19 protein-coding genes and 3 tRNA genes are annotated in these 26,582 nt (G+C 70.0%); 10 read left to right on the plus strand and 12 right to left on the minus strand.

Features of this window, described 5'->3' with window-relative positions:
- Positions 1–4 precede the first annotated feature (4 nt).
- Together modA and ETAA1_RS06820 are read left to right on the plus strand one after the other, a co-directional pair.
- Positions 5–793 (plus strand): molybdate ABC transporter substrate-binding protein, encoded by a 789-nt coding sequence (modA, locus tag ETAA1_RS06815; RefSeq protein WP_202920710.1) that lies wholly within the window; start codon positions 5–7, stop codon positions 791–793.
- Positions 790–1,584, plus strand: coding sequence for an ABC transporter permease (locus ETAA1_RS06820; protein WP_145235476.1), 795 nt, complete (start codon positions 790–792; stop codon positions 1,582–1,584). Before modA ends, ETAA1_RS06820 begins: the two co-directional genes overlap by 4 nt.
- On the opposite strand, the gene ETAA1_RS06825 is transcribed toward ETAA1_RS06820, so the two are convergent.
- Positions 1,581–2,813 (minus strand): patatin-like phospholipase family protein, encoded by a 1,233-nt coding sequence (locus ETAA1_RS06825; RefSeq protein ID WP_145235478.1) that lies wholly within the window; start codon positions 2,811–2,813, stop codon positions 1,581–1,583. The genes ETAA1_RS06820 and ETAA1_RS06825 overlap by 4 nt on opposite strands.
- Before the next feature lie 217 nt (positions 2,814–3,030).
- A tRNA-Ser gene (locus tag ETAA1_RS31595) sits at positions 3,031–3,132 on the minus strand.
- A 376-nt stretch (positions 3,133–3,508) separates the two neighbouring features.
- Between ETAA1_RS31595 and ETAA1_RS06830 the strand changes: the two genes are divergently transcribed.
- A complete protein-coding gene (locus ETAA1_RS06830) occupies positions 3,509–4,534 on the plus strand; it encodes a DUF1559 domain-containing protein (RefSeq protein WP_202920711.1) in 1,026 nt (341 codons plus the stop codon).
- A 71-nt stretch (positions 4,535–4,605) separates the two neighbouring features.
- Positions 4,606–5,040 carry a hypothetical protein gene (locus ETAA1_RS06835; protein ID WP_145235482.1) on the plus strand — a complete coding sequence of 145 codons (435 nt, stop codon included), beginning with the start codon at positions 4,606–4,608 and terminating at the stop codon, positions 5,038–5,040.
- A 405-nt stretch (positions 5,041–5,445) separates the two neighbouring features.
- Here ETAA1_RS06835 and ETAA1_RS06840 read toward each other — a convergent pair.
- The 5 genes from ETAA1_RS06840 to ETAA1_RS06860 form a co-directional block, all read right to left on the minus strand.
- Positions 5,446–5,532 (minus strand) — tRNA-Ser (locus ETAA1_RS06840).
- A 236-nt stretch (positions 5,533–5,768) separates the two neighbouring features.
- Entirely contained in the window at positions 5,769–7,331 is a 1,563-nt protein-coding gene (locus tag ETAA1_RS06845; protein ID WP_145235483.1) for a Gfo/Idh/MocA family protein, read from the minus strand.
- A 75-nt stretch (positions 7,332–7,406) separates the two neighbouring features.
- Positions 7,407–8,135, minus strand: a complete 729-nt coding sequence (locus tag ETAA1_RS06850) for a carboxylesterase family protein (protein ID WP_145235485.1) — start codon at positions 8,133–8,135, stop codon at positions 7,407–7,409.
- Between the two features lie 191 nt (positions 8,136–8,326).
- Positions 8,327–9,427 (minus strand): class I SAM-dependent methyltransferase, encoded by a 1,101-nt coding sequence (locus ETAA1_RS06855; RefSeq protein ID WP_145235487.1) that lies wholly within the window; start codon positions 9,425–9,427, stop codon positions 8,327–8,329.
- Positions 9,428–9,514: 87 nt separating this feature from the next.
- Entirely contained in the window at positions 9,515–11,947 is a 2,433-nt protein-coding gene (locus tag ETAA1_RS06860; protein WP_145235491.1) for an FG-GAP repeat domain-containing protein, read from the minus strand.
- 258 nt (positions 11,948–12,205) lie between these two features.
- Here ETAA1_RS06860 and ETAA1_RS06865 point away from each other — a divergent pair, with 258 nt between their 5' ends.
- The 3 genes from ETAA1_RS06865 to ETAA1_RS06875 all read left to right on the plus strand — a co-directional run bounded on the left by ETAA1_RS06865 (position 12,206) and on the right by ETAA1_RS06875 (position 15,037).
- Entirely contained in the window at positions 12,206–13,246 is a 1,041-nt protein-coding gene (locus ETAA1_RS06865; RefSeq protein ID WP_145235493.1) for an ABC transporter ATP-binding protein, read from the plus strand.
- A complete protein-coding gene (locus ETAA1_RS06870; protein ID WP_145235495.1) occupies positions 13,239–14,063 on the plus strand; it encodes an ABC transporter permease in 825 nt (274 codons plus the stop codon). The genes ETAA1_RS06865 and ETAA1_RS06870 overlap by 8 nt, the downstream gene beginning before the upstream one ends.
- Positions 14,064–14,158: 95 nt before the next feature.
- Complete coding sequence (locus ETAA1_RS06875; protein ID WP_145235497.1) at positions 14,159–15,037, plus strand: ABC transporter permease; 879 nt, start codon at positions 14,159–14,161, stop codon at positions 15,035–15,037.
- Positions 15,038–15,055: 18 nt separating this feature from the next.
- Here the strand turns inward: ETAA1_RS06875 and ETAA1_RS32785 are convergent, their stop codons facing one another.
- Positions 15,056–15,670: a hypothetical protein gene (locus ETAA1_RS32785; RefSeq protein ID WP_238389387.1), complete on the minus strand. Its 615-nt coding sequence runs from the start codon at positions 15,668–15,670 to the stop codon at positions 15,056–15,058.
- On the minus strand, positions 15,667–17,949 hold the full coding sequence (locus ETAA1_RS06885; RefSeq protein ID WP_145235499.1) for a prolyl oligopeptidase family serine peptidase: 2,283 nt from the start codon (positions 17,947–17,949) through the stop codon (positions 15,667–15,669). The genes ETAA1_RS32785 and ETAA1_RS06885 overlap by 4 nt, the downstream gene beginning before the upstream one ends.
- A 101-nt stretch (positions 17,950–18,050) precedes the next feature.
- Between ETAA1_RS06885 and ETAA1_RS06890 the strand changes: the two genes are divergently transcribed.
- A complete protein-coding gene (locus ETAA1_RS06890) occupies positions 18,051–19,871 on the plus strand; it encodes a HEAT repeat domain-containing protein (protein ID WP_145235501.1) in 1,821 nt (606 codons plus the stop codon).
- A gap of 110 nt (positions 19,872–19,981) precedes the next feature.
- Here the strand turns inward: ETAA1_RS06890 and ETAA1_RS06895 are convergent, their stop codons facing one another.
- Complete coding sequence (locus ETAA1_RS06895) at positions 19,982–21,142, minus strand: CotH kinase family protein (protein ID WP_145235503.1); 1,161 nt, start codon at positions 21,140–21,142, stop codon at positions 19,982–19,984.
- Between the two features lie 15 nt (positions 21,143–21,157).
- Positions 21,158–21,832, minus strand: a complete 675-nt coding sequence (locus tag ETAA1_RS06900) for a DUF4956 domain-containing protein (RefSeq protein ID WP_145235505.1) — start codon at positions 21,830–21,832, stop codon at positions 21,158–21,160.
- 105 nt (positions 21,833–21,937) lie between these two features.
- Here ETAA1_RS06900 and ETAA1_RS06905 point away from each other — a divergent pair.
- Positions 21,938–22,011, plus strand: a tRNA-Val gene (locus ETAA1_RS06905).
- A 98-nt stretch (positions 22,012–22,109) separates the two neighbouring features.
- Here the strand turns inward: ETAA1_RS06905 and ETAA1_RS06910 are convergent.
- A complete protein-coding gene (locus tag ETAA1_RS06910) occupies positions 22,110–23,213 on the minus strand; it encodes a tyrosine-type recombinase/integrase (RefSeq protein ID WP_202920712.1) in 1,104 nt (367 codons plus the stop codon).
- Positions 23,214–24,001: 788 nt separating this feature from the next.
- On the opposite strand from ETAA1_RS06910, the gene ETAA1_RS06920 reads away from it, so the two are divergent.
- Positions 24,002–26,461 carry an AAA family ATPase gene (locus tag ETAA1_RS06920; RefSeq protein WP_145235517.1) on the plus strand — a complete coding sequence of 820 codons (2,460 nt, stop codon included), beginning with the start codon at positions 24,002–24,004 and terminating at the stop codon, positions 26,459–26,461.
- Positions 26,462–26,582 lie beyond the last annotated feature (121 nt).

Below are 26,582 nucleotides of genomic sequence, written 5' to 3' on the forward strand. Positions count from 1 at the left end.
CCGTATGCTGTCCGGGATGTCGCGCACCACCGCCGCCGCCGTCGGATCACTCGTGCTGCTCGGGCTCCTCGCCGCAGCGCTGGGGTGGCGCGGCCGCGACGCCGGCGGGGCGCGGCCCCTTGTCGTATACGCCGCGGCGGCGGTGCGGGTGCCGCTCGAGGTCGCCGCCCGCGACTACGAGGCCGCACACGGCCGCCACGTCGCGCTGCGGTTCGGCGCGTCCGAGGACATCCTCACGCGGGCTGGCCTGGTCAACCCGTCGGACCCCGCCGACGTGTTCCTCCCCGCCGACGACTCGTACGTCCGCACGGCTCGCGACCGCGGGCTTGTTGCGGACGGCTTCCCGCTCGCCACCATGCGCGCGGTCGTGCTGCTGGCGCCGGGTAACCCGAAGGGGCTCGCCGGTTGGGCCGACCTCCAGCGCGACGGCGCGCGGGTGGCGGTGCCGAACCGCGCCGCGGCCGTCGGCAAGCTCACCCGCGACCACCTGACCGCCGCCGGCCGGTGGGAGACGCTGAAGCCGCGCGTGGCCGACACCGGCACCGTGACCGAGGCGGCGAACGCGGCGAAGGTCGGGGCCGCGGACGCGGCCGTGGTGTGGGACGCGGTCGCCGTGAACTACCCCGGGCAGGCCGTGCTGACGCCGCCGGAACTGGCCGGCGTCGTGGGCCGCGTCGAGGTGGCGGTGCTGACGCAGTCGGCCGACCGCGACGCGGCGCTGGGCTTCGCCCGCTACCTCGCCGACCCGGAGCGCGGGCTGAAGACGTTCCGCACAGCGGGGTTCACGCCATGACCACCGGCCGCGCCTCGGCGGTGCCGTTCTACGCCGCGCTCGGGCTCCTCGGCGGGCTGTACGTCGGCCTCGTCGTCGCCATGCTCGTCGCCGACCTGGCGTACACGTCGCCGGCGCACGTCGGCCGCGCGCTGGCGTCGCCCGACATCCGCGCCGCGGTGTGGCTCACGCTCATCAGTTGCTCCGCGTCGGCGGTGCTGGCGGTGTGGGTCGGCGTGCCGCTCGGCTACCTGCTGGCGCGGACGCGCTTCCCGGGGAAGGCCGCCGTCGATCTGCTGGTGGACGTGCCGATCGCCCTGCCGCCGCTCGTCGTCGGGCTCAGCCTCCTCATCTTGTTCCAGACGCCGCCGGGCCTCGCGGTCCAGCGACACCTCACGGTCACCTACGCGGTGCCTGCGGTGGTGTTGGCGCAGTTCGTCGTCGCGGCGGCGTTCGCGGCGCGGACCATGCGGGTGACGTTCGAGCAACTCTCGCCCCGAACCGAGGACGTGGCGATGACGCTCGGCTGCTCGCGCGGCCGGGCGTTCTGGCTCGTCACACTGCCGGAGGCGCGGCGCGGCGTGCTGGCGGCGGGGACGCTGGCGTGGGCGCGGTCGCTCGGCGAGTTCGGGCCGGTGCTGGTGTTCGCCGGGGCGACGCGCGGGCGGACGGAGGTGCTGGCGACGACGGTGTACCTGGAGCTGAGCGTCGGCAACCTGGAGGCGGCGCTGGCCGTGTCGGTGCTGATGATCGGCGTCGCGGTGGCGGTGCTGGTGCTGACCCGGGCGCTCGGCCTCCGCGGCGCGGGCTAGCGGGCGCCGGGGGCGAGGAACTGGGTGCCGGTGCGCGGCCGCGTCTGCTCGTGCGGCTCGGCTCCCGGCGGCGTGTCGCGCCAGGCCCGGCCGCCGGCGGCCGCCTCGTACCCGGCGGCGTACAGCCGGCGCATCGCCGCCGGGTCGAAGCTCATCGCGTCGCCCCCGGCGTCGAAGTTCTCAGGGACCGCCGCCAGGTGGTACCGCATCCCGCCGAGGAGGCAGAGCGAATAGATGCGGTACAACTCGCCCCGCGTCTGCGACGCGACCACCGACTCCAGCGAGCCCGCGGCGATCCGGACGGCTCGCTGGTCGGTACACGCCGGGTCGGCGTAGAGCTTCCCGGCGATAACGACGTACGCGTCCGACCCGGCGAGCGGTTGCCGGCCGGCCCGCAGCGCCTCGCGGTCTAGGTGGAGGGTGCTCGCGCGGAGGAACACGCCGGTCGTCGCCCCGCCGTCCACGTGGAGTTCGGTGAACCGCCGGCCGTTCACTTCCACCTCGACCGGCACCGGCGGGAAGAAGCCCGGGACCGACGCTGACGCCAGCAGGACGGTGCGGTAGAGGTCCGCCGCGTCCGGCCGGCCGCTCGACGCGATCGCCCCCATGTCCCAGACCACGAGCCGGCGGGCGTCGAGGTTCGTGGTGCCGACGTACAACCGCCGCCCGGCCGCGTGGGCCCGCGCCACCTCCGCGAGGAGGGCGTCGTCCACCTGCGCCGCGATCAGCTTTTTCAGCGGCTCGGACGACGCGGCCGAGTCCGAGAACAGCACCGCGACGCGCGGCCGGCGGCGGTAGATGTCCTTGTCGGAGACCGTGGTGTAGAGCCGGGTCATCGGCTCGTCGTAGGCGGTGCCGAGGAAGGCGTAGCTGGCGACGAGGGCGCCCGTGCTGACGCCGGTGACCACGTCGAACGTCGGCCGGGTGCCGGTGTCGGTCCACCCCTTGAGGACGCCGACCGAGTAGGCTCCGTACATCCCGCCGCCGGACAGGGCGAGGAACTTCCCCGGCTTCGCGGCCGGGTCGGGGGCGGAGTTTGCGGCCCGGGTGCGGTCCACGAGCGAGCGGAGGAGTTCCGTCTCGACCACGGCCGACTCGTCGGCCGGGCCGGGTTGCACGAGGCCGCTCTCGCGGGTGAGTTCGGGCGGGGCGCACGCCCGGTGCCGCGTCGCGCAGCCCGCCGCGGCGAGGACGAGCCCGACGGCGGCGACACGGGTGAGCGGGGACACCAAGCTCTCGCGTTCGAGCGGCCCGGGTTCGGGTCGCACCCCACTGTAGGGCGCCTGGAGTGACCGGTTGAACGAATCCTGTCCGGTGGCGTGTATCCGCGCTGCCGTTCGGGCAGATTATGCCGGTCGCGCGGGCAGGGGTGGCCGCTCGGCGTTGAGATGTGCGGGTGAAACGCAGCGAGCCCCCAGCTTACCGGGGGCTCGTGTGGGGATCGGACGCGGAAGGGGAGGGATTCGAACCCTCGAACGTCTTGCGACGTTGCCGGTGTTCGAGACCGCCGGCCGGTCGCGCGTTTGCCGGGATTCCAGGCTCGTCCGCGTCGCCCACGTCCCTGTTCGCGGCCGATTTGCACCCGGCCTCGAACAGGCCCGCGACCTCCTCGAGATGTACGAGTGCCGCTGATTGTGGAAGTTGGCGAACAGTCCGTCCTTCACGTAGTGGATGCCGGCGGGGTCAGGTCTGCTTCAGCAACCTCACCCACGCCCTTTTGGACCATGTTTTATGAGAACGGGCTCATTTTTGATTCTTGCTCTTGTCACGCCCCCTCGCATGATGAAAAATTTGGGCGGAATATGAACGAGTGATGAAGTTTGTGTTGTCGGTTCATGAAGGCCGTCTGTGGCGGGTTTGCGACCCGTGCCACATGGCCTTCGCCCTGACCCCGCCTGCCTTCTCCCGCTTCTCCGGAGTTGCCATGCCCCGCTCTCTCCCACGCCGGTCGGCGTTCACGCTGATCGAACTACTCGTCGTGATCGCCATCATCGCCATTCTGATCGGGCTCCTCCTGCCCGCCGTGCAGAAGGTCCGCGAGGCCGCCGCCCGGATCAAGTGCGCTAACAACCTCAAGCAATTCGGCATCGGCATGCACGCCTACCACGACACCCGGAACCGGCTCCCCTCGGCCGGGGCCCATAACCGGGACGGCAACAACAATGCATCGTCCGACAGCACGAGCTGGGGGCCGTCGTGGGGGATCGCCATCCTCCCCTACATCGAGCAGGACCCGCTGTACAAGGGGTACAACTACGCCCTGCAGCGGTCGCGGGACGGGGTCAACGCGGCCGTGGTCGGGGTGACCATCTCCGTGTTCCAGTGCCCCAGCGACGGCAGCAGCAAGCCGGCCTTTAACTGCAGCGGGGTGTCGTTCGCCCGCGGCAACTACGCGGTCAACTGCGGGGCCGGCAACGCCTTCTCCACGACCGACTACAACCTGACCAACGAGCGCGGGCCGTTCAGCATGGGCGACCCGTCGGCCCCAGCCCCCACGCCCTACACCCAGGACAACATCGGCTACGGGGCCCGGTTCGCCGACATCACCGACGGCACGTCGAACACCGCCCTGCTCTCCGAGTTGCTCGCCGGCGACCAGGCCGGCGACGTCCGCGGGGCGTGGGCCTACCCCCCGGGAGCCTACATCAGCGGCGGGGCGCCGTCGTACAACAGCCCGCGACTGCTCCTGACCCCCAACGCCAACGCCCTTGACAACAACAACCGGGACCAGCCCGGGTTCTGCTCGGCGAGCAACACCGACCGGGATCTGCGCTGCGCGGCCGGCGGCAGCCGGGCCTACCAGACCGCCCGCAGCAAGCACACCGGCGGCGTGCAGGTGACCCTCGGCGACGGCTCGACCCGGTTCATCCGCAACTCCATCGACCTGCCGACTTGGCGCCAGTTGCTCGCCCAGTCCGACGGCACGGTGCTCGGCTCCAACGCCTACTGACGCCCCCCCGGGGGGGCGGGCGCCCGCCCCCGCCGTCCCCCCACTCTCTCCACCCCCAGGGCCCGACCCGTATGCCCCGCTACCTTGTCCTCTCCCTCGGCCTCGTCGCCGCCGCCCTCGCGCCGGGGTGCGGGTCGTCCGAGAAGCCGTACACCGACAACTCGAAGGACCCTGACCTGTACGCCCAGGACGTCAAGCAGATCGCCGTCGACGCCATCCAGCGGGCCCGCCGCTCGCGCGAGCCGGCCGACCAGCTCCAGACCATCGTGACCGAGATCGAAGGGCAGTCGGCGAACAACCGCCCCGTCGGCTCCCACCAGCCGGTCTACACCGAGCTGTTGACGGCGGCGAAGCAGCTCCAGGGGGACTGCAACAAGGCGAACGGCCGGCCGGCCGACCTGTCGACCCGTCTCGACGGGCTGAAGAAGATCGCCGACAAGCTCCCCGGCCAGGTCCAACTCGGCCGCGGTGAGGAACCCAAGGCGAAGGACCCCGCGCGGGACTGACCGACTTTCGGGGGCGCCAGGCCCTGATACTCGCGAGGCCGGGCTCACGCCGAGGTGGGCTCGGCCTCGGTGTTTTCCGCGTCACTCGTCGATCGCTCCACCCGGCGACAAGTCTCCTGGATAGGCAGCTGCGAGCCCGATGGCCTCCGCCGCAACGGCGGTCATGCCGGGGTAGGCCCACAACCGTCGGACTCCACTGAACGGCACCACATCTCGACCACGGCGATCAGGTACGTGATCGCGCCGCTCTTTGGGTCGGCTGGGGGGGGGCGTCACCCGGACCCCGCCGGGTGCGAGTTCCCAGCCGACCGGCCGCCCGCCAACGGTTCCTTTCTGGTGTACTCCCGTACCTTCTGCCTCGTGGGGCGAATTCGGCGGAAAGGCTTGTGTTGCTTGGTTTTCGAGCGGAAGGGGAGGGATTCGAACCCTCGAACGTGTTGCCACGTTGCCGGTTTTCAAGACCGGTGCAATCGACCACTCTGCCACCCTTCCGGCGGCTCACAACAGGCGACGCCCACCCGCAGTGGCGGGTGGGCGTCGGTCCCGATACTGACCACATTCACGCCGTCGGCCACAACTCCCTGCTGGGCAGCGACTACCGCCGGAACCGACCCGGCGGCGTCGCTCTCACACTGTTTCTTCCAGTTGAGTCAATGCTTCTTGGGACGGGGTGTCCCTCTCTCCTGGAATCAATCAACTCCGTCCCACCGACGACGCCTGGAACGAGGTCAGTTCCCGGCCGGCGCCGGGTCGGCGCCGTTCACCCACGGGCCTTCGAGCCGCTGGTACGCCGGCGGCACCAGCTTGCTGCCGCGGTCGCCGCCCGTCCAGCCCTGCACCTGGCTCGGCGTGTCGCGCTTCTTGCTGCGGGCCTCCAGCTTCGTCGCCCAGCTGCTGTCGGCCTCCTTCGGGGCGCGGCCGTCCTTGTCCCAGAAGTACACCTTGCCGTTGCGGTAGCTGTTGGCGCCCATGTTCACCGTGCTGAACGCCGCGGCGCCGAGCTCCGGGGTGCTCAGCGTCATCCGCCGCTTCGCCGCCACGCACTCCAGGAAGTTGTCCCACAGGGCGTACGTCGCCGAGTCCTCGACGCCGTTCTTCGGGCTGGCGAACTTCGGGTTCACGTACTCGTGGATCGGCTTGCTGTCCGCGTCCTTCGGCTTGCTCGGGCCGCCGGCCGGGTACTGGCCGTACACCTCGAACCCCTTCAGGTAATCGGCCCGGCCGGTCGGGCTGAACTTGATCGTGCCCAGGTGGCCGCGGATCGTCTCGCCCAGCTGCACGTCGTTCAGCATCGTCGCCGAGATGATGACCTGGCAGCCCTCCTCGTAGTCGGCCACCACCGTCGCCACGTCCGGCACGTCGCGGCCGTCGTACTCCATGTACAGGCCGCCGCCGCCGGTCACCCGCCCGGGGAACTTCAGCCCCATCGCGGCGATCAGGTGCGTCGTCTGGTGGACGAACAGGTCGGTGAACATGCCGCCGCCGAACGGCCAGTAGCACCGCCACTGCGCCCACACGGCCCGGTCGAACGGCATCTGCGCCGGGGTCGGGCCGAGCGGCTGGTCGTCCACGCCCTTGAAGGCGTGGCCGAGCCACATGTTCCAGTCCACCGTGGTCGGGCTCATCTCGCGGGTCAGCGGGTAGTACCGCCACTGGCCGACGCTGCTGTTGCGGAAGTAGCTCGTCTGCCCCTGGAGGACGTGGCCGATGTTGCCGGCCTTCACGTACTCGTTGGCCGCGAGCCACGTCGGGTCGGCCATCGACTGCACGCCGACGGTGACGACGCGGTTGAGCTTCTGGGCGGCGTCGACCACGGCGATCGCCTCGGCGATCGTGCGGGTCATCGGCTTCTCCATGTACACGTCCTTGCCCGCCTGCATGGCGTCAATGGCCATGCGGGCGTGCCAGTGGTCGGGGGTGGCGATGCACACCACGTCCACGTCCTTCTGCTCCAGGATTTTGCGGTAGTCCTTGGAGACGTGGTTGCGGTCGTCGCGGTTCAGGCCGCACCGCTCGGCCGACGGGTACAGGCCGCGGCCGCGGATCAGGTTCGCCACGACCTGCCCGTCCCACACGTCGCACACGGCGACCGGGGCGACGGGCTTGTTCAGCTCGCGCATCTTCAGGATCACGTCGATGTGCTGCTGGCAGCGACCGCCGACGCCGAGGAAGCCGACGCCGACGCGGGCGTTGGCCCCGGGCACCTGGGCGTAGCTCTTGGCCGTGAAACTCATGGCCGCCCCGGCCGCGGCCGAGGACGCCAGGAAGGACCGTCGCGACGACTTCGACATGAGACGCCTCCAGGGTGGGCGAGGGGTGTAACGAACGAAGCCCACCTGAAACTCCGGGTGGGCTGAATCACCAACTCACTTCTTCTTCTGCGCCGCCAACCAGGGGAAGAATTCCTTCTCGGCGTAGGCGCGGTCCCAGCTGTTGTGGTCGACGCCGGCGTACTCGCTGTACTTGGGGTTGCCGCCGGCCTTCTTCAGGGCGTCCACCATCGTCCGCGACAGCTCGACCTTCACGGCCTTGTCCTGGTCGCCGTGGAACACCCACGTGGGGATGTCCTTGATCTTCGGGGCGTCCTTGGCGTTCCCGCCGCCGCAGATCGGGGCGATGGCGGCCCACCGGTCGGGGTGCGCCGCGGCGATACTCCAGGTACCGAACCCGCCCATGCTCAGGCCGGTGAGGTACACCCGCTTCGTGTCCGTCTTGTAGCTCTTGGTCACCTCGTCGAGGATGGCGAGGGCACGCTTCCCCTCGGCGCTCGCGGCCTGCCAGCCGCCCTTCTGCGACTGCGGGATGACGGTGATGAACCCGAACTCCTTCTCCTGCTTCTTGATGGCGGTGCCGATGCCGACCTTCGCGGGCACGCCGCCGCGGCCCTTCGTCTCGCCGGCGCCGTGCAGGAACAGGATGACGGGGTACTCCTTCGTGCCGTCGTAGCCGTGAGGCACGAACACGACGTAGGGAATCTTCGTCCCGTCGGGGTCGGTGAAGTCCTTGGTGATGAAGCCGGTCTTGGCGTCCTGGGCGGAGCCGGCGGCAACGAACGCCACGGCCGACAGGAGGGCGGCGAACAGCGCGCGGGTCACGGGCGGGCTCCGGGAGAGGAGAGGGGGCCGGCTGGGCGGTGGGAGTAGCGTATCAGACGCGGATGCGCCCCGCCAGCGGGGACGGGGCGAAGAGTTTAGACAGGATGACAGGATGAACGGGATACCGAACCAAGACGGTGGCTTCGGTTCGGTATCCCGTTCATCCTGTCATCCTGTCTAAACTCTTCCGCTCACTTCCGCCGGAAGGCGAAGAACTCGCGCGTCGCCGGCCCGACCCACGGCAGCGCCTGCACCACCTCCGCCGACAGGCCCGCCAGCGCCGCCAGACGCAGCAGGTGGTCGCGGTTCACCTCCACCGCGTACCGACTCCCCGCCGACCGGCTCACCAGCGGCGACGTGAACACGTCCGCAAAGACGACGCCGCCGGGGGCCAGCGCCCGCGCCGCCTCCGCAAGCAGCAGTGCCGTCTCGTCCGGGTAGGTGTGCGTGAACACGCTGTAGAACGCCACCGCGTCGAACGCCGCGTCCGGTGCCGGGACCGTCGTCATGCCGTTGACCGCGAAGCGGAAGTTCGGCCGGCGGTACGTGCGGCGGCAGAATTCGACCGCCTCCGGCGCCAGGTCCGTGCCGAAGTACCCCCCGCGGTCGGAGAGGTAAGCTTCCGCGGCCGCGGCCAGCAAGCCGGTGCCGCAGCCCACGTCGAGCAGGCGGCCGTCGGGCGTCAGACCGAGCTTCTTCAGCAGGTCGAGCTTGATCGGCTTGAGGCGCTCGAACTCCGCGGCCGACGGCGGGCCCGAGGCGCTCCAGTGGTCGCGGCCCAGGTCGGCCTTCGAATAGATGTCCAGGTAGTTGAACCCCGCGTCGAACGGGTGGGTGACGTTCACGTCGAAGCGGGCCGCCGGGCCGACCGCCTCGAAGCTCGGGCCGCCGCGCTGGCCGAGGGCGAACGTCGCCACGTAGTCGCCGAGGTAGCCGGGGGCCGGGGCGCGGAACACGGCGGTGACCGACTCGCCGGGGTACACGGCGCGGGGCAGGGGGGCGAACCCGTCGCACGGGTCGCAGGCGGCGCCGGTGGCGCAGCTCCAGCGCGCAAGGACGCCGACCGGGTGCGTTCCCTCCGGCCCAACCGGGAGGGGACTGTGGTTCGTGACACGGAGCGTCACGTCGAACGGCCGGCCGGCCTCGCCCACGGGGCAGGCCCGAACGACCTCGACGCGCGCCCGCAGGTCGGGACCACACAGCGGGGCGACGTGGCGGACGGGGCGGAAGGCACGGGCCACGCGACGGGCCGCCGGGCGGAGGGCGGACGGCACGAGGAGCTTGGCGTTCATGCGGCGGGGTCCGGGGAACGGAGCGGGGCCGGGGCGGCGGGACACTACCCACCCCACCCCGGCCCCGTCAACCACAACAGCGGTGCGTTAGCCCACGTACAACGGGTCGGCGAGCCCGCCGAACACGCGAACCCGGCCGCGGGCGTCCGGGTCCGGGTCGAGCTTGATGTCCGCGCCGTAGTACAACTCGACTTCCGAGTTCGGCCCGCCGACCAGGATGTCGGCCCGGTTGTCGCCGTCGAGCTTGGCCGCGGCGACGCGGGCACCCGCCCGCCCGTTCGCGTCGCCGGCGAAGAAGTCGGCCAGCGCCACGTTCGTTTTCCCGCCGGCCAGCGCCACGCCACTCACCACCCGCACCCGCGGGGCGCCGCCGACGCCGGCCCCGGCGACCACGTCGGCGTACCCGTCGCCGTCCACATCGCCGACGGTCAGGAACACGCCCGTCCGCACCGACTCGTCGAACACGAAGAAGTCGTTGACCAGCTGCTGCGGCTTGCCGCCGGCGAGGGTCGCGCCGTTGTACACGGAGAGGCGCGGGCCGCCGCCCCACCCGGGGGCCACTACCAGGTCGGCGACGCCGTCGCGGTTGACGTCGCCGGCGGCGACCCGCAGGCCGCCGCGGAAGTCGGGGTACGGCAGGCCGAAGAAGTCGGGGACCATCTTGGTCAGCGCTCCGCCGGCCCACACCTGAACGCGCGGCCCGCCGCCCTCGCCGGGGGCGATGACCACGTCCATGCGGCCGTCGCGGTTGAAGTCGGCCACCGCCACCTCGGCGGACCCGGTAAAGTTCTCAAACGGGGCGGTGTCGAAGATCAGCTGCCGGGTCGCGCCGTCCCAGATGCGCACCCGCGCCGCGATGCCGCCGCCGCTGCCGACAATGACGTCGGGCGTGCCGTCGCCGGTCACGTCGCCGCGAACGACGCGGGCGCCGCCGGCGTAGTCGTTTCCGAACGGGGTGATGGTGAAGTCCACCGTCGCGTCGGAGCGGAAGACGACGACCGTGGTCGCGGACCCCGGCGTGGCGGCAGTCGCGGTGGCGAACGCGGCCGGGGTCGAGGGTGCAGGCGCGGCCGCTGCCGGCGTGCTGTTGGCCGGCACCTGCGTCGCCGTGTCGGGGCGCGTCGGGCTGCCGGTCGAGTTCGGGTTCGACGCGGCCACGATCGGCGCGGCCATGCCGGCCGGCACGCCCACCTCGACGAGGCTGTAGTCGGTGACGGTCGGGTTCTTGTTGGCGTCGGTGTGGGCGAGCGCCCCGAGGCCGGCGAACGTGACCTGCCCGTTCCGCTCGGCGGCGACCGGGTACAGCAGCTGGTTCGCCAGCGGGTTCGACTGCCGGTACACCGTCTTCAACTGCCACCGGCCGCCGCTCAGCGTGGCGACGCGGATCTGCCCGGCGACCTCGTTCGCGTACGACACCGGCAGGTGCTCACCGGCCTCGTCCGAGAACACCACGTTCGCCCGGCCGGCCGAGTCGAAGTACAGCTGCGGGGCGAACCCGGTGAACTTCGCCCCGTCGCCGGCGACGTAGCCGTCCGGCGCGGTGGCGACGTTCTGGTGGGCCCACGTGCCGTTCGCGTTGCGGGTGCTGTAGATCAGCTTCGACCACTCGGGCGAGCCGGTCGGGTAGCGCTCGACGTAGTAGTGGGCGATCGCGATCTGCCCGGACGGGCTGACCGCGACCGACGCCCCGAGCCCGGCGTCGGCGGTGCCGTCGCTCGGCTGCTGGACCACCTCGGACTTCCACGAGCCGGACGAGTTCGAGGCGTAGCGCAGCTCGCTGTAGACGGTGCTGAACGCGCCGGCGATGTAGAACTGCGGCGTGTACGTGACGTGGGCGTTGTTCTTCCCGTCGACCGCGATCGACAGGTACCGCGGCGCCCAACGGCCGCCGGTGAACCAGATTTCCTGCTTCAGGTCGGCCGTGTCGGCGACGCGGTCGAACGCCCAGCTGCCGCTCTTGTTCGTGGCGTACCACAGGATGCCGCTGCCCGAGTTGCCCACGCCGGTGGCCGCGGTGTACGTCTCGGCGAAGAGCAGGTGGAGGGAGTTGTTCGCTCCCGCCTCGGCGACCAGGTTGCTCGGCCCCCACGTGCTCAGCCACGGCGTGCCGATCGTTTCGACCTGCTGCCACGCGCCGCCGGTGCGGGCGTAGTGGCGGATGACGGTCTGGAAGCCGTTCCCCGAGCCGTTCCAGGCCTGGTCGAGGAACAGGACGTGCGGGGTGCCGTCGTTGGTGAAGACGAGCTGCGCGGACTGGGACGCCTTCTGCACGGCGTCGCGGTTGTCGTACTGGCTCTGCGTGAAAGTGGTGGCGGTGGCGACGGGCGTGTCGAACCACTGGCTCGCCGCGCGGGTGCGGTAGACGAGCGTCTGGCCGTTCCAAACCAGCTGGGCGAGCTCCCCCGTGGGGGCGTACTGGGTCCAGTTGAACTCGCCCGCCGGGATGACACTCCCGGCCGGCACGTCGCGGTCTTCCAGTCGCTCGACGCGGAGGTCGGCCGGGCGGTTCGGCTTGGTCATCCGGGGCCCCTGTCGGGTAACGGACGGGCGCGCGCGATCCGGCCGATAGCCGTGTGGCTCGGCGGAATCAATCGCACCCCTCCGGGCTGGGACGGAACCACCCACCGGCCCCCGCCGGCAGGCACGACCGACGCCGGTCCCTGGCCCCCGACCGGCGCGCTGCCGCCGGCCCGCAACGGGAATCCCGATGCGGGCCGGCGGCCGTACCGATCCCCCCGCGCTCCCACTCCGGGAGCGCCGCCGTAGAATGCCCGTTGAATGGACACCCCGGCGATCCGCACCGAGAACCTGACCCGCACCTACCGCCTCCCCAGGCGGCGATGGGGCAAAGCCCCGGACCCGGACGCCCCGCCGGAGTTCACCGCCCTCGCGGGGGTGACGCTCGACGTGCGGCCGGGAGAGCTGTTCGGCCTGCTCGGCCCCAACGGGGCCGGCAAGACGACGCTCATCAAGATCCTCACTACCCTCCTCGCGCCCACGTCCGGGACCGCTGAAGTCAGCGGGCTGGACGTGGTTTCCCAGGCGAGGCGCATCCGGCCGTTCATCAACATGGTGAGCGGCGGCGAGTCGAGCGGGTACGGGATCCTGAACGTCCGGGAAAACCTCTGGCTCTTCGCCCGGATGTACGGCGTGCCGACGGCCGTGGCCCACGACCGCATCGACAAGATGCTGGGCGTGGTCGGGCTGACCGAGAAGGCCGGCTCGCGCGTAAGTCACCTATCGACCGGGCAGCGGCAGAAGATGAACTTTTGCCGCGGATTTATCACCGACCCGAAAGTGCTGTTCCTCGACGAGCCGACGCTCGGCCTGGACGTGACCAGCGCGCGGGCGATCCGCGTGTTCGTGCGCCGGTGGATGGCGGAAGACCCGGCCCGCACACTGCTTCTGACGACGCACTACATGGCCGAGGCGGACGAATTGTGCGACCGGCTGGCCATCATCGACCGCGGAAAAGTGCTCGCCTGCGACACACCGGGCAATCTGAAGAAGCGAGTGCAGGAGTACCCAATCTTCGAGCTGAACCTGGCCCCGGGGTCGGGCGGGTGGGCCGAGTTGGGCAAGCTGTGGGGGGTGCAGCAGAGTACGGCGGTGGAAGGGCCGGAGGGCGTGGCGCTGAAGGTGGCGCTCCGCGAGGAGCCGGCGATCGGGGCGGTGGTGCAAGCCCTGGCGACCGGCGGGGCGCACATCCTGTCGCTGAAGAAGGTGGAGCCGACGCTGGAGGACGTGTTCATCGAACTGGTGGGCCACGGACTCGGTGGCGACGCGGTCGCCGCGAAGGGGGCGACCGCACATGTCTGAGCCCCCCGTACACGCCGTGCGGCTGTTCTTCGCCGCCGCCCTGGCGCGGTCCTACGCTCGCGTCGCCTGGCTGTTCCGCAGCCGGACGTGGATGGTGCAGGAAACCGTCCTGCCGGTGCTGGGGGTGTGCGCGTTCGCGTACTCGTACCGGGCGATGGCGGCGCCGCCGGAGTACACCGGGCTCGTCGTGCTCGGGGCGTCGATGACGACGTTCTGGCTGAACGTGCTCTGGGGCATGGGCGCCGCCCTGTACTGGGAGCGCGACAGCGGCAACCTCGAACTGTTCGTGATGTCGCCGGCCCCGATGATGGGCGTCCTCACCGGCATGGCCCTCGGCGGCATGACCACCACCCTCGTCCGCGCCACCGTCATCGCCGTCGCCGGCGTGCTCATGTTCGACGTGCCGATTCAACCCACGAGTTGGACGCTGCTCGGGCTCGTGTTCTTCCTCACGCTGGCGGCGCTGTACGGGCTGGGGATGATGTTCGCGTCGGTGTTCCTCCGCTGGGGCCGGGAGGCGTGGCACCTGGTGAACCTGCTGCAAGAGCCGGTGTACCTGCTGACGGGGACGAACTTCCCGGTGGGGGCGATCTTCCCGAAGGCGGTGGCCGCGGCGGCGACGCTGATCCCGCTGACGGCCGGCCTGGACGCGATGCGCCAGGTGCTGTTCCGCACGCCCGGCATCTTCGACGTGTGGCTCGAAGTGGCGCTGCTGGCGGTGCTGTCGGTGGTGTTCTTCGTCTGCGCCCGCTGGCTGCTCGCGCGCCTGGAGCGCCGGGCGGCCGAGGAAGGGAAGCTGACGGTGCGGTGGCAGTAGTGTCCTTCGTCATTCGTCCCTTGTCATTCGGGGGGCGGAACCGACCGGACAACCACCCCGAATGACGAGGGACGAATGACGAAGGACGGAACCGAATGCGTGAGCAACTCAGAACCCTAAGACTGGCCGCGTGGCTCGGCTGGCAACTCGAGACGAACTGGGCCAGCCCGTGGCTGTTCGCCATCTACATGGTCATCAAGCCGGTCACCGGCTCGCTGATGCTGGTGTGCATGTTCTACGCCGCCCGCTACGCCACCGGCGGGAAGGTGCCGGCCGAGTTCCTGCCGTACCTGTACGTGTCGAACGCCTGCTTCGGGCTCGTCGGCACGGTCACGTTCGGGCTCAGCTACGCGGTCATCACCGACCGCGAGCGCTACCGGATGCTGAAGTACGTGTTCCTGAGCCCGGCCCACTTCCAGACGTACTTCGCCGGCCGCGGCCTGGCCCGCGTCGCGGAGGGGACCGTCGGCGCCGTGCTGAACATCGCCGTGGGCCTGCTCCTGTTCTCCGACATGCGGCAGGCGCTCGGCACCACGGGCATCGACTGGTTGTGGCTGGCGGTGTTCCTGGCGGTCGGTGTGGTCATGCTGTGGGCGGCCGGGATGATCCTGGCCGGGGCGTGCCTGAACCTGTCGCGGAACGGCATGTTCCTGAGCGAGGGCATCTCGGGCGTGGTGTACCTGCTCAGCGGCGTGGTGTTCCCGATCGGCGTGCTGCCGGTGTGGGTGCAGTGGGTGGGCCTGAGTCTGCCGACGACGTACTGGCTCGAGGGGATGCGACGGGCGCTGATGGGGCCGGTGCCGGACAGCGCCCCGATCCTGCGCGGCCCGCTGGCGACGTGGTCGAACCCGGAGCTGGCGCTGACGCTGCTGCTGACGACGGCGGCGCTGGTGGCGTTCGCGCTGTGGTTCTGGCGGTGGAACGAGCGCCGCGCCTGGCGCCTCGGCAAGCTGGAGGAGAACGCCGGCGTGTGAAGGTGGATCGGCGTTCGGTCACGCCTTCCCGAGCACCAGATCGACGACCCAGCAGCCGCGGACGTGCGGCCCCGGACCGCGGCAGTGGTCGAGCACCTCGCCGGACGTACAGCCGGCGTCCTCCAGCGCGTCGGCCAGCACCGGCATCGGGCCGAAGTCTCGCTCCGCGTACATCCCGCGCGCCAGGCCGACGACGGCCTCCGTCCGCCAACTCGGGTCGAACGCCTCGGCCAGGAACAGGTCGCCGTAGATTTCGCGGAGCAGGTCGGCATAGGGGGCCGTCCGCTGCGGCGTGCGGTCGCGGGGGGCTCCGAGCACGCCCCCGTAGTCGCCGAACGTGCTGAACGCGGCCTCGTACGCGCTCCAGTTGAGGAACCGCGACCCTTCCCGACCGAGCGCGATCCGAGCCCGGGCGAACCCGGCGGCGCGCTCTTCCTCCGACGCTTCGCTGTCTGCCACGCGCGCGGCGAGGTCGAGGAGGCCCGGTAACTCGGGGTCGTCGTCGCCGTCGCGATACAACTCCCATGCGGCCGCGGCGGCGAGGCGGAGCCGGCGCTTGTCGCCGGTCTGCTTCCACGCGAACCGCAACATCGGGACCGGGTTCGCCGTGCGTGTCCAGTCGTGCGGCGTCACCGCGGCCCCCCGAGGTGGGAGCGGAAAAAGCCGGCGGTGCGCGTCCACAGCCGCTCCATCACCACCGGGTCGGCCGACGCCATGTGCGTCACCCCCGGCAGGGCCAGCGCCTCGAACCGCCGGCCGGCGCGGAAGAGGGCGTCCGACAGCCGCAGCGTGTGCCGGTAATACACGTTGTCGTCGGCCGTGCCGTGGACCAGCAGCAGCGGCCGGTCGAGCTTGTCGGCCAGCGGCAGCAGCGACGCCTCGCGGTACGCCGCGGCGCTCGCCGGCAGCAGGCCCATGTAGCGCTCGGTGTAGTGGGTGTCGTAGTCCTCCCAGTCGGTGACGGGGGCGCCGGCCACGGCCGCCTTGAACACGTCCGGCCGCCGCAGCACGCCGTTCGCCGCCATGTACCCGCCGAACGACCAGCCCACGGCGCCGACCCGCTCGCGGTCCAGTTCCGGGAACTTGTCGCACAGCGCGTGCAGCCCCTTCACCTGATCCTCCAGTGGGACTGTGCCGAACCGTTGGTACACGGCCCGCTCCCAGTCGCGGCCGCGGCCGGGGGTGCCACGGTTGTCCACGGCCACCACGACGAACCCCTGGTCGGCGAGCCACTGGGGCACGAGCCAGTTCCGCATCGCCTGCACGACGTGGAGGTGCCGCGGCCCGCCGTAGACGTCGAGGACGACGGGGTACTTCTTGGTGGCGTCGAAGTCTCGCGGCCGGACGACAGCGGTCCAGAAGTCGCCGACCTTCTCGACCGTCACGTTGGGCGCGAACGGCGGCTCCGCGGCGACCGACGGCAGCTCGCCCAGCGCCTTCTTGTGCGCGTCGAACACCCGCGACCGCGGCAGCTGCTTCAGCGTCGTCGAGGTGATGACGTGCTGTCCGTCCTCGCCGAAAGCGCCCGTGTGCATGCCGGGCTCGTCGGTGAACCGCTCCCACGGTTCGGCCAGTGGGAAGTTCGGCTTCAGCAGTTCCGAGCGGTCGAGCGGAATGGGCGTGACCCGGACGTGTTGTTGGGTCGGGTCCGGTGCGGTGAGACTGACACAGTGCCCGGGAAGGAACAATCGCCCACCCCCATGGGGTGACGTGTACTTCCCCGCAACGCCGAGGACGTGATCGGTCCCCGGCACGAGGATCGAGACGAGCGCGCCCGTGTCGTGATTCCGCAACTGAACCTCCGGCCCGTTCGGCCCGGTGCCGGTCCAGATGATGCCGCTCGTGGTCAGCAGCGGCACCTCGGCCGGGATGTTCGTCCACGCCGGGTCCGTGTCCGCGAACAGCCGCCGGGCGAAGCCCGTCGTGGGCTCGACCGCGCAGACCACCATCTCCTGCTGCTTACGGTCCTGGATTACCACGAGGAGGTGAGCCTTCCCGGCGGTACCCGTACCCCAGCGGACCGCGGCGAGGTACTCGTACTTCGCCCGGTCCCACTCGACCCACACCGTGTCGCCGCCGGCCACCGACTTCACCCCGAGCCGCACGGTCACGTTCTTCTTCCCCGGCCGCGGGTAGAACTGCGGCGCCGGCGGCACCTCCGGCTTCAACGGGTCGGCCACCCACCACTGCTCCACGCCGGTGTGATCCGCCTCCGCGTACGCGATGCTCTTCGAGTCCGGCGACCACCAGAAGCCGCTGTGCCGGCCCATCTCCTCCTGCGCCACGAACTCGGCCAGGCCGTGCGTCTTCGCCACCGTACCGCCGGTCGTCACCGCGAACTCCTTGTCCGCGGCCAGGTCGTAGCACGCCACGTCGAACCCGCGCACGAAGGCGACGAACTTGCCGTCCGGCGAGAACTTCGGGTCCACGATCGGGCCGTCGCCGCCGGCCTTCAGCTCGCGGACGGTGCCTGTCGTGCGTTCGAGCACGTACAGCGTGTTGCCGAGCTTCACCAGCACGAGCGCGCCGTCGGGGCTCAGGTGGAAGTCGGCGAAGCCGCCGGCGCTGACGCGCTGCCGCTCGCGGCGGGCCTTCTCCTCCGGCGTCAGCACCTCGGCGCCGCCCTTGAGAATCGTCTCGGCGCTCAGCACCTCGCGCGTCCTCGCCGTCGCCAGCTCGAACTCGAACAGGCTCTGCCGCTTCGTCGCCGGGTCGGCGCGGAGGAACAGGACGTGCTTGCCGTCGGGCGTCACCTTCGGCTTGACGGGCCGGCCGAGGAGGAAGCCGCGCGTCTCGGCGTAGCGCTTCAGGAACGACGTGTCCACGGGGTCTCTCTTCGGGTCGGCCGGCGGCCGGGCCGGGACGGCGGACGCGGCGACGAGCAGCACGAGTGCGGGGGTGAGGCGATTCATGCCGCCCAGCATACCCGCCGCGGCTCGGAAACGGCAGTCCCATCGGGCCGGGTCGGGTGCTAGAATCACGGGTGCCTCCCCACGTCCACCGGGGCTCCCTCATGCCGCCTGTCGCCCGCGCCGCCGTGCTGTTCGCCGCGGCCGCCTTCACGGCCGCCACCGCCGGCGCCGCCACCCCGGAGCAGATCGACGCCGCCATCAGCAAGGGCGTTAACGCGCTCAAGACCCGGTTCAAGGAGGGCGGCGGCGGCCAGGGCGTCGGCGGGTCGTACGGCGTCGGCCCCTCGGCGCTGGCCGGCATCGCCCTGCTGGAGGCCAACACCCCCGCCACCGACCCGACCGTGAAGGCCATCGCCGCGGCCGTCCGCGACCAGTCGTACCGCGAGTCGCAGACGTACCAGATCGCCCTGTGCCTGCTGTTCCTCGACCGGCTCGAAGACCCGGCCGACGTGCCGGTGATCCAGATGCTCGGCGCTCGCCTGCTGGTCGGCCAGAACGCCCGCGGCGGGTGGACCTACGGCTGCGTCCAGGCCGTCCCGGCGGCCGACGAGCAGCGGCTCCGCGCCGGCCTCAAGGGGGCCGAGTTGGTCGCCGGAAAGGACGCCTCCCCCGGCACCTACAAGCTCCACCCGATGGTCCAGGAGTACCTGACCGCGCTGGTCAACGCCCGCGGGCCGGCCAAGGCCGAGGGTGGCGACAACTCGAACACCCAGTTCGGCATCCTCGCCACCTGGGCGTGCCGCAAGTACGGCCTCCCCGCCGACGGCGCCCTGGACCTGATCGAGCGCCGCTTCCACGCCACCCAGGCGCCCGACGGCAGCTGGACCTATGGGGCCGACACGGTCGGCGTGGCCGGCTCCCCGGCGATGACGTGCGCCGGCCTCCTCGGCATCGCCACCGCCATCGGCCGGCGCGAGGAGAAGCGGGCCAAAACCGAGGCGCCGAAGGGGGAGCCGCCGGCGAAGACGAACGACCCGTTCTTCAACCCGCCGCCGCGGCCGGACGGCAAGGCGGCCGGCCCGAAGCGGCCGCTGGACGTCCGCGACCAGGCCGCCGTCCGCGGGTTCGGCTACCTCGGAGCCGCCCTCCGCGCGGGCCACCAGGACTTGAAGAAGCTGTACAGCTTGTGGTCGCTGGAGCGGGTCGGCGTGCTCTTCGGGGTGGACAAGATCGGCGGCGTCGACTGGTACGCGGGCGGGTCCGACTACATCATCGCCCACCAGGCGGCCGACGGCGCCTGGCCGGGCGAGTACGGGGCGGAGGTGGAGACGTCGTTCGCCGTGCTGTTCCTGTGCAAGGCGAACCTGGCGCGCGACCTGTCGCGGCGCGTCCGCGGCGACTCCGGGAGCGAGTTGCGGGCCGGCGCCGCCGCACCCGTCGAGGCGGGGCCGGCGCCGAAGGGGCCGGTGGTGCCGGTGAACCCGCTGCCGGTGCCGATCGCGGCGCCGCTGCCGCCTGGCGCCGCGGGGAAGGTGGCGACCGACCTGGTGGCCGCGGCGAACGGCGCCGGGTTCGCCAAGTCGCTGTCGGACGCGCGCGACGCGAAGGGGTCGGACTTCACGACCGGGCTGGCGGCGGCCGTCCACCGGCTGGACGGCGACGCGAAGAAGTCGGCCCGCGAGGCGCTGGCCGACCGGCTGGCGCGGATGTCGGCGGCGACGCTGAAGGGGCTGATGGCGAGTTCGGACCCGGAGGTGCGGCGCGGGGCGGTGCTGGCGGCGGCGATGCGCGACGACAAGGACCACATCCCGGACCTGATCGAGCGGATCAACGACGAGGACGACCGGGTGGTGCGCGCGGCGCGGGCGGGGCTGCGGAGCCTGACGGGCCAGGACCACGGCCCGCCGACGGACGCCGGGCCGGGCCAGCGGGCGGCGGCGGCGGGCGCGTGGCGGGCCTGGTGGGCGCGGCAGAAGCGGTGAGCGGGCGGTGGGTCGCCGAACGTGATCGTGACGGACGTCGGCCTGACGACGTGACATGTTGCCGCGACCCGGTGGGGCGCGGCGGCAAAATCATTTCGGCCCCGGGCTCGTCATTCTTTGACCCGCATCAGTTCCGCGGTGATGTGCCGGTGCCGCTGGCGGATCCCCTCGCGAAGCCGGTCCACCTGCCCCTTCAGGCCGTTCGCCGCACCCTGGTCCACCGCCGCCAGCGCCGGCCGAATCTTCGCCTCCGCCTCGTCCAACCGCTTCACCCACCGGGCCGGCTCGAATACCGTCCGCATCACCTCCCGCATCCGCGACCAGTACCGGCGCCTCCCCTCCGGCGTCTCGATGATCGACCGCGCGACGAAGCCGCCGAAGCCCGGCAGCGCCGGGCCGTTCGGCTCGCCGAACATCTGGTCCATCCCCGACGGGATGAAGATCAGTTTGTTCCGCTCCGGGTCGTGGTAGATGCGGTAGTTGTTGGCCTTGAACGGGTAGCCGTCCCAGTCCCACATGATCGCCGACATCACCATGTAGCTGATGAACTGGTCCAGGTCGAGGACGCGCGACAGCTGCTCGATGCGGCGCTTGTGGTCGTTCTCGCGCGCCGCCGCGATCAGCGCCTTCAGGTCGCCGCGGTCCTTCACGTCGCCCTCGCCCGAGACAAGCTGCAACGGCCGGTCGATGTCCTGGAGGAAGCCGCCGTCGTAGAAGTTGCCGTGGCTGTTCTTGAAGTGCTTCTTCAGGAAGTCCTTGTCGTACCCCTCTTTGAGGTAGTAGAAGCCGAGCTTCCGGCCGTTCATCGTCACCGCGGCGTGGCCGATCCGCGCGGCCGGCACGCCGACGGCCCGCATGAGTTCGCCGCAGACCAGCTCGGACAGGTAGCTGGGGTCTTGGGCCGAGTTGGCGAGGTGGAACTTGTCGAGGCCGCGCCACCGCTGCTTGTCCTCGAACTTGTCCATGTTCAGGGTGAAGCCGGGGCGGTCGTCGAACCCGCGGAAGCTGCCGGCGGACCCGCGCAGGTGGACCGCCACGTTCTTGAACGTCTGGCCGTTCTCCTTCACGGTGACGGGCACGTACTTGCGGTGGTCGCGGCGGAGCGAGTCGGCCTCCTTCTGGCCGACGTCGAGTGTGATGCTGACCGGCTCGCCCTTGGCGAAGAAGGCGTCCACCTCCTCGGCGGCGGTCTTGGCCTTCTGCGCGGCGGCCGGCGGCATGCCCAGAGTGGCGGCGGCCGCGAGCGCCGGCAGGAGCGCGAAACGGATCACGAGTTGTCTCCCCCTTCAACTGGGCTCGCGCCACTCGACGCTCTGCACGCCCTCGACGCGGCTCAGCTCGCCGATCAGCGTCACCGGGGCGACGCCGGCCTTGGGCCGCACGAGGTACGTGTAATCGACGGCGGACCCCTGCTTGGCGGCGTCGGCGGCCTGGAACTTCGCCTCGCGCAGGTGCTTGTCGAACGCGGCGGCGAGGACCGGCTGCGGGTCGGTGCCGTTGGGCAGCCGTACCACCAGCTTGGCCGGGTGGGCCACGGCGCCGGTGCCGCCCCACATCGCCAGCACCGCGGCGGTGAGGCCGACGACCGGGATGCCGACCAGGGCCAGCGCCGGGAACCCGGACCCGACGGCCATGCCCACGGCGACGGCGAAGATGACGAACGACGTGTCGCGGGTGTCGTCCACGACGGTGCGGAAGCGGACGATGGACAGCGCCCCGACGAGGCTGAACGCCCGGGCGACGCTGTTGCCGATGACCTGCGTGACGAGGGCGATGAGGACGGTGAGCAGCACCAGCGTGGCGGAGAACGGGGCCGCCTCGCTTCGGGTCTTCTTGCGGGTGAGGGCGTAGACGCAGGCGACGGCCCCGCCGAGCACCGCCGACAGGACGAGCCGCACGGCGAGCTTGTCGGCCGCGATGTCACCGTCGGCGCTGACCGCCCCGCTGAGCCACTCCGGCATCCGTTCCCTCCCAGGCTGTTCGGGTGAAGTATACGGCCCGGCGGGGAGGAGGGCGGGCGGGATTCCGGTTGACGCGGGCGGCGGCGGGAGTAAAAAGAGGGTGTCGGGCGTTTAGCTCAGCTGGCTAGAGTACCACATTGACATTGTGGGGGTCACTGGTTCAAGTCCAGTAACGCCCACTCGACACAAGAAGCCGCACCCCAACGGGTTGCGGCTTCTTCGTTTGTCTGGGGTGACGGCATTTTTGCCCCCGTTGACAGCCTATTGACAGCCAAACTCAGCCGAACAGGGCGTCCGCTCCGGCTGCGAGTTTGTCGTCGTCGTTCGGCATGACGTGGGCGTAAGTTTTCAGCGTGATCCCGATGTCGGCGTGCCCCAGCCGCCGGGACACAGCTTTGATCGAGTGCCCGGCCGCGATCATGCACGTAGCGTGCGTGTGCCGCAAGTCGTGGAACCGCACGCCGGCCGGGAGTTGGACAGGGCTGTCGCTCCCCGCGTCCGCAGCACGCTTCACGCCGAGCGCGTTCGCCCGCTTGACGAGCGGGGCGTGGACGCGGCGGATGAAGTTGCTCTTCGGCATCGGCGTGCCTGCGAGCGTGCAGAAGACGGGGGCGGCGATGAACCCGGCCTTCAGCGCGGCAGTGCGGTGCTCCTTGAGCGCGGCGAGCGCGAACGCGGGCAGGACGATTGTCCGCCGCCCGGCCTTCGACTTCGGCTCCTTCAGGACAGGCTTCCCCTTGACCCAGCTGAGAGAGCGTTTCACATCGACTGTTCCCTTATCGAAGTCGATGTCGGCCCACTGGAGACCGAACATCTCCCCCTGCCGCATCCCCGAGCCGAGCGCGAGCGCGTACAGCGCGGAGAGCCGGTGCGACTTCGCGGCGTCGAGGAAGAGACGCGCTTGCAGTTCGGTGAGGAAGACCATCTCGCGGGCCACCGGCCGCGCCTTCGCCACGTCGGCGGCGGGGTTGTGCAGGATGAGCTTCATGCGAACCGCGTGCTTGAGCGCGAGCGACAGCACGATGCCGGCCGTCTTACGAGTCCAAGCGGACGCCACCTTCCGGTCGCTCGCACCCACCACCATCTGGGCGTAGCTCTGCTCGACGTGCAGAGGGGCGAGTTTCGACAACTTGATTCCGCCGAGCGTCGGGATCAGGTACAACTCGGTGACCTGACGATATCGCTCCCACGTACCGTCGTGGACTTTCTCCTTCGCAGTGTTGTGAAGCCAGCGCGTCAGGTACTCGCCGGTCGTCAGTTGCTCCGTCTCGACGAGCCGGCCGGCGTCATTCTCGGCCTGGAGCTTCCGCAGCTTCTCGGCAACGTCCTTCTTCGACGTGCCGTAAATCGTCTTCCGCCGCCGCTTCCCGGTCGCATCCACGCCTAGCGAGATTTCAGCCGCCCATCGGCCGTCGCCTCGCTGGATGATCGCGCCTTCGCCCCGTCCGCGCCGCTTGCGTGCCATCGTCTCTCCCTCGTGAATTGTGTCTAGTTACAGTCGCGATTGTTGATTATCGCGCATCGCGATTCGTCGCGCAATCTGAGTTTCAGCTAAACGTTGAGCGGTTCCAGCGACCGACTCGGTGGCCGGAATGCCAAGATTTATCTCTGAAAATGCCCTCGGAAAATTTATCTTGGCGCGATTAGCGAGCACGAACACTGAATCATGCCTTAATTGGATTCTAACCTTGACGGGCCAAGTTTTCCAGTGTAAGTCAACAATGTCGCCAGGTGGCCACCAGCATCCAGCCCGGGGATATCGGGCCCGAACCAGAGGTCAGATATGACTGCCGAAGAGAAGGTCAGCGATGGGGTAGTGCCTCTTAAGCGCGATGAGCTACGCCAGTACGGGCTATCTCGGTCACAGGCTTATGAGATGATCCGGGCAGGGGAACTTGATGTAGTGAAGTTGAAAGGGCGCCGCTTCATTCCCAAGCGGTGCTTGGTCATGCTCTTGGCACGAGGGTTGGTCCCGGCCACGGCCCATAGCTGACCCGAGGTAGCCCGTACCAACCCGCCGGCCGGAAGGGTGTCACTGACGCCCTTGCTTGGCCTCCACTCGTAACCGCTCATAATCCGTTTGAATGTCGCCGCCGGCGAAGGCTTCGGTCTGAAAATGACCGCGGCCCGGGGTAGTGACCCGAGCCGCGGTGAAGAACAGGAACCAACATGGATACTGTAGCAGCCTCTGCGCCCAAATGCCATGATACTTGTCACGAAAATTTCGCCAACGACTGCACGACAACGCCGCCCGACGCTCTGGCCGACTTGACCCCCGTGCAAGTCGCCGCTGTCGAGTATTGCGCGGACAAGTTGGCGATTTGCAACGTCGATCCCGCAGAAAAGAGCGTCACCTATTCCGGGTGGCAACTTGGCGGAACCCCGCCGAACCAAATCGGGCCGAAACACAACATCGGCATTGTGTGCGGTCAAGTGTCCGCACCGACCGGCCATTCACTCGTCTGCGTTGACGTGGACGACGCGCAAGCGTTGGCGTTGGCGCCGGACTTCCTCCCGCCGACGGGCATGTCCGACGGCCGGCCGAGCAAGCCGCGCGCTCACTGGTGGTATCTCGTTCCCACTAACACGATCCCCGAGTGGTTGCGGAGTAAGGCACCAAAAACTGCGCCCATGATGCTCGCACGGTACGGGCATCCGGGGATGACGGGCACATACTTCACGCGGCCGAAGAGCGGGAAGCACGTTATCGACTTCAAGGCGTCCGGCTCGCAAGCCGTCGCCCCACCGTCGATCCACGAATCGGGTGAAGTGCGCGAGTGGGAAGGGGGGAAGCGCGGCACTCCCACCGTCGTTGATGCCCTGGCACTGTGGCGGGCGGTCTGCGACTTGGCCGCCGCTTGCGACTGCCGCCCGCCGACGAAGACGGCCAGCGCCAAGCGGCCGAAGAAAGCCGCCGCCACGGTGGCCGTCCCGACGGCTCCGGCAACGCCTAACGACGACACCGACGACGACACCGAAGACGACGATCAATTGCACTACCTGTGCGGCGTGAACCCGCACGCCCTCAGCGGTGACGCGCTCACGGTCGCGGAAAAACGGGCACGCGCCAACTTGAATGCGATCCCTGATGCCGACCTGCCAATCGACGGCGAGGGCGGCGACGCGACGACAGTCAAGATTCTCGGCGCGCTCGTTTATGGCTTCCAGCTACCGCGCGACTTGGTGATCCGCGTGTTCGTGGATCACGTCAACTCGCGCCTTGTGCCGCCGAACAAGCCGTGGACCGAACCGGCAATCGCGTACAAGGTTGATTGGCTCATCTTCCGCGGTCCCGACGAGCGCTTCCCCGTAGGCGAGCTGCTCAAGAACCGCCCGATGACCAGCACGCGGTCGCGCCCACGACAAGACGCGGGCGTTGGCGCCGACGCAAAGCTCGTGTTCTCGTCGCTCGCGGGGGTCATCCCCAAGCCGCTCACGTTTCTCGTGCCCGGCTTCATCCCCAGTGGGATGCTCGGGATGATCGCCGGCGAGGGCGGGCACGGGAAGTCACTCATCACGCTCGACCTGATCGCGGCGATCACGACCGGCAAGTGCCCGCTCGGCCTCGACTACCCCGACGGCGTCGTCGGCTCGTGCATCCTGATCGCGTGCGAGGACGACTGGGAGCGGACGATCGTGCCCCGGCTGCTCGCACTCGGCGCCGACCTGTCGAAGGTGTACCGGATCGACGGGCTCAAACTCACCGACGGCGGCGTCCTCGACTTCGACCTGTCGCACGCCAAGCAGCTCCGCGAGATGGTCGAGAAGATCGGCGACGTGAAGCTCATCGTGATCGACCCGGCCGGCGCGTTCGTCGGCCGCGCCGGCGTGGACGAGCACAAGGACGCCGAACTGCGGTCGCTACTCGGCCCGCTGTCGGAGCTGGCGAACGAGACAGGCGCGACGGTGCTGATGGTGAAGCACCTGAACAAAAACGTCGGCGTGGCGGCCGTCCAGCGCGTCGGCGGGAGCGCCGGCTACGTCAACGCGGTGCGGTTCTCGTACATCGTGACGCCCGACCGGGACGACGCGACCCGGAAGCTATTCATCCCGCTGAAGGCCAACGTCCTCCCCGGCGACCTGAAGGGGCGGGCGTACCGGATCAACGTCGCGCCGCTGGACGCCGCTCACTCGTTGCTTGGAAACAAGTTTCCCGACCTCAAGCCGGACGACCGGGAGACGATCGCCAAGCAGCTCGTCCGCACCACGTGGGAACCCGAGCCGATCGACATCGACGCCAACGCCGCGACAGCCGCCCCCGGCGGTCGCCGGCCGGCGGGGCAGCTCGACGCCTGCAAGGTCATCATCCGCGACTTCCTCGGCGCTCACTCGCGCCCGGTCGCGGAGTTGGACAGCGCGGCCGGCCGCGCCTTCCCGGCGAAAGTCGTGAAGGAGGCGAAGAAGCAGCTCCGCGAGCTTCCGGCCGGCAACCCGGACAAGCTGTGGACGCGACCGCTGAACGAAGGCGGCAAGTGGTGGGCGTGGGTCGGTCCAGACGGCAACCCCCGTCCACCGCACCCCGACGACGCCCCGGCAGTCTGTCCCTCAACCGGCAGCCCTGACCAGACTGACGGAACAGACGAGACTGCCCAGGCCGCCCAAACTGCTCCACAGGGGGGTGAGGTTTGAGATTTGTCAGTTACGTCAGTTAGATCAGTCTGTTTCAGTCTTGTCAGTTTAGTCCACACACCCAACCCAAACCCAACCCACCTGTGGAGCGGTAGTGGGGTGGGCGGGCGGCGCCGGACGG

The organism is Urbifossiella limnaea (assembly GCF_007747215.1).
GTDB classification, from domain to species: Bacteria; Planctomycetota; Planctomycetia; order Gemmatales; family Gemmataceae; genus Urbifossiella; species Urbifossiella limnaea.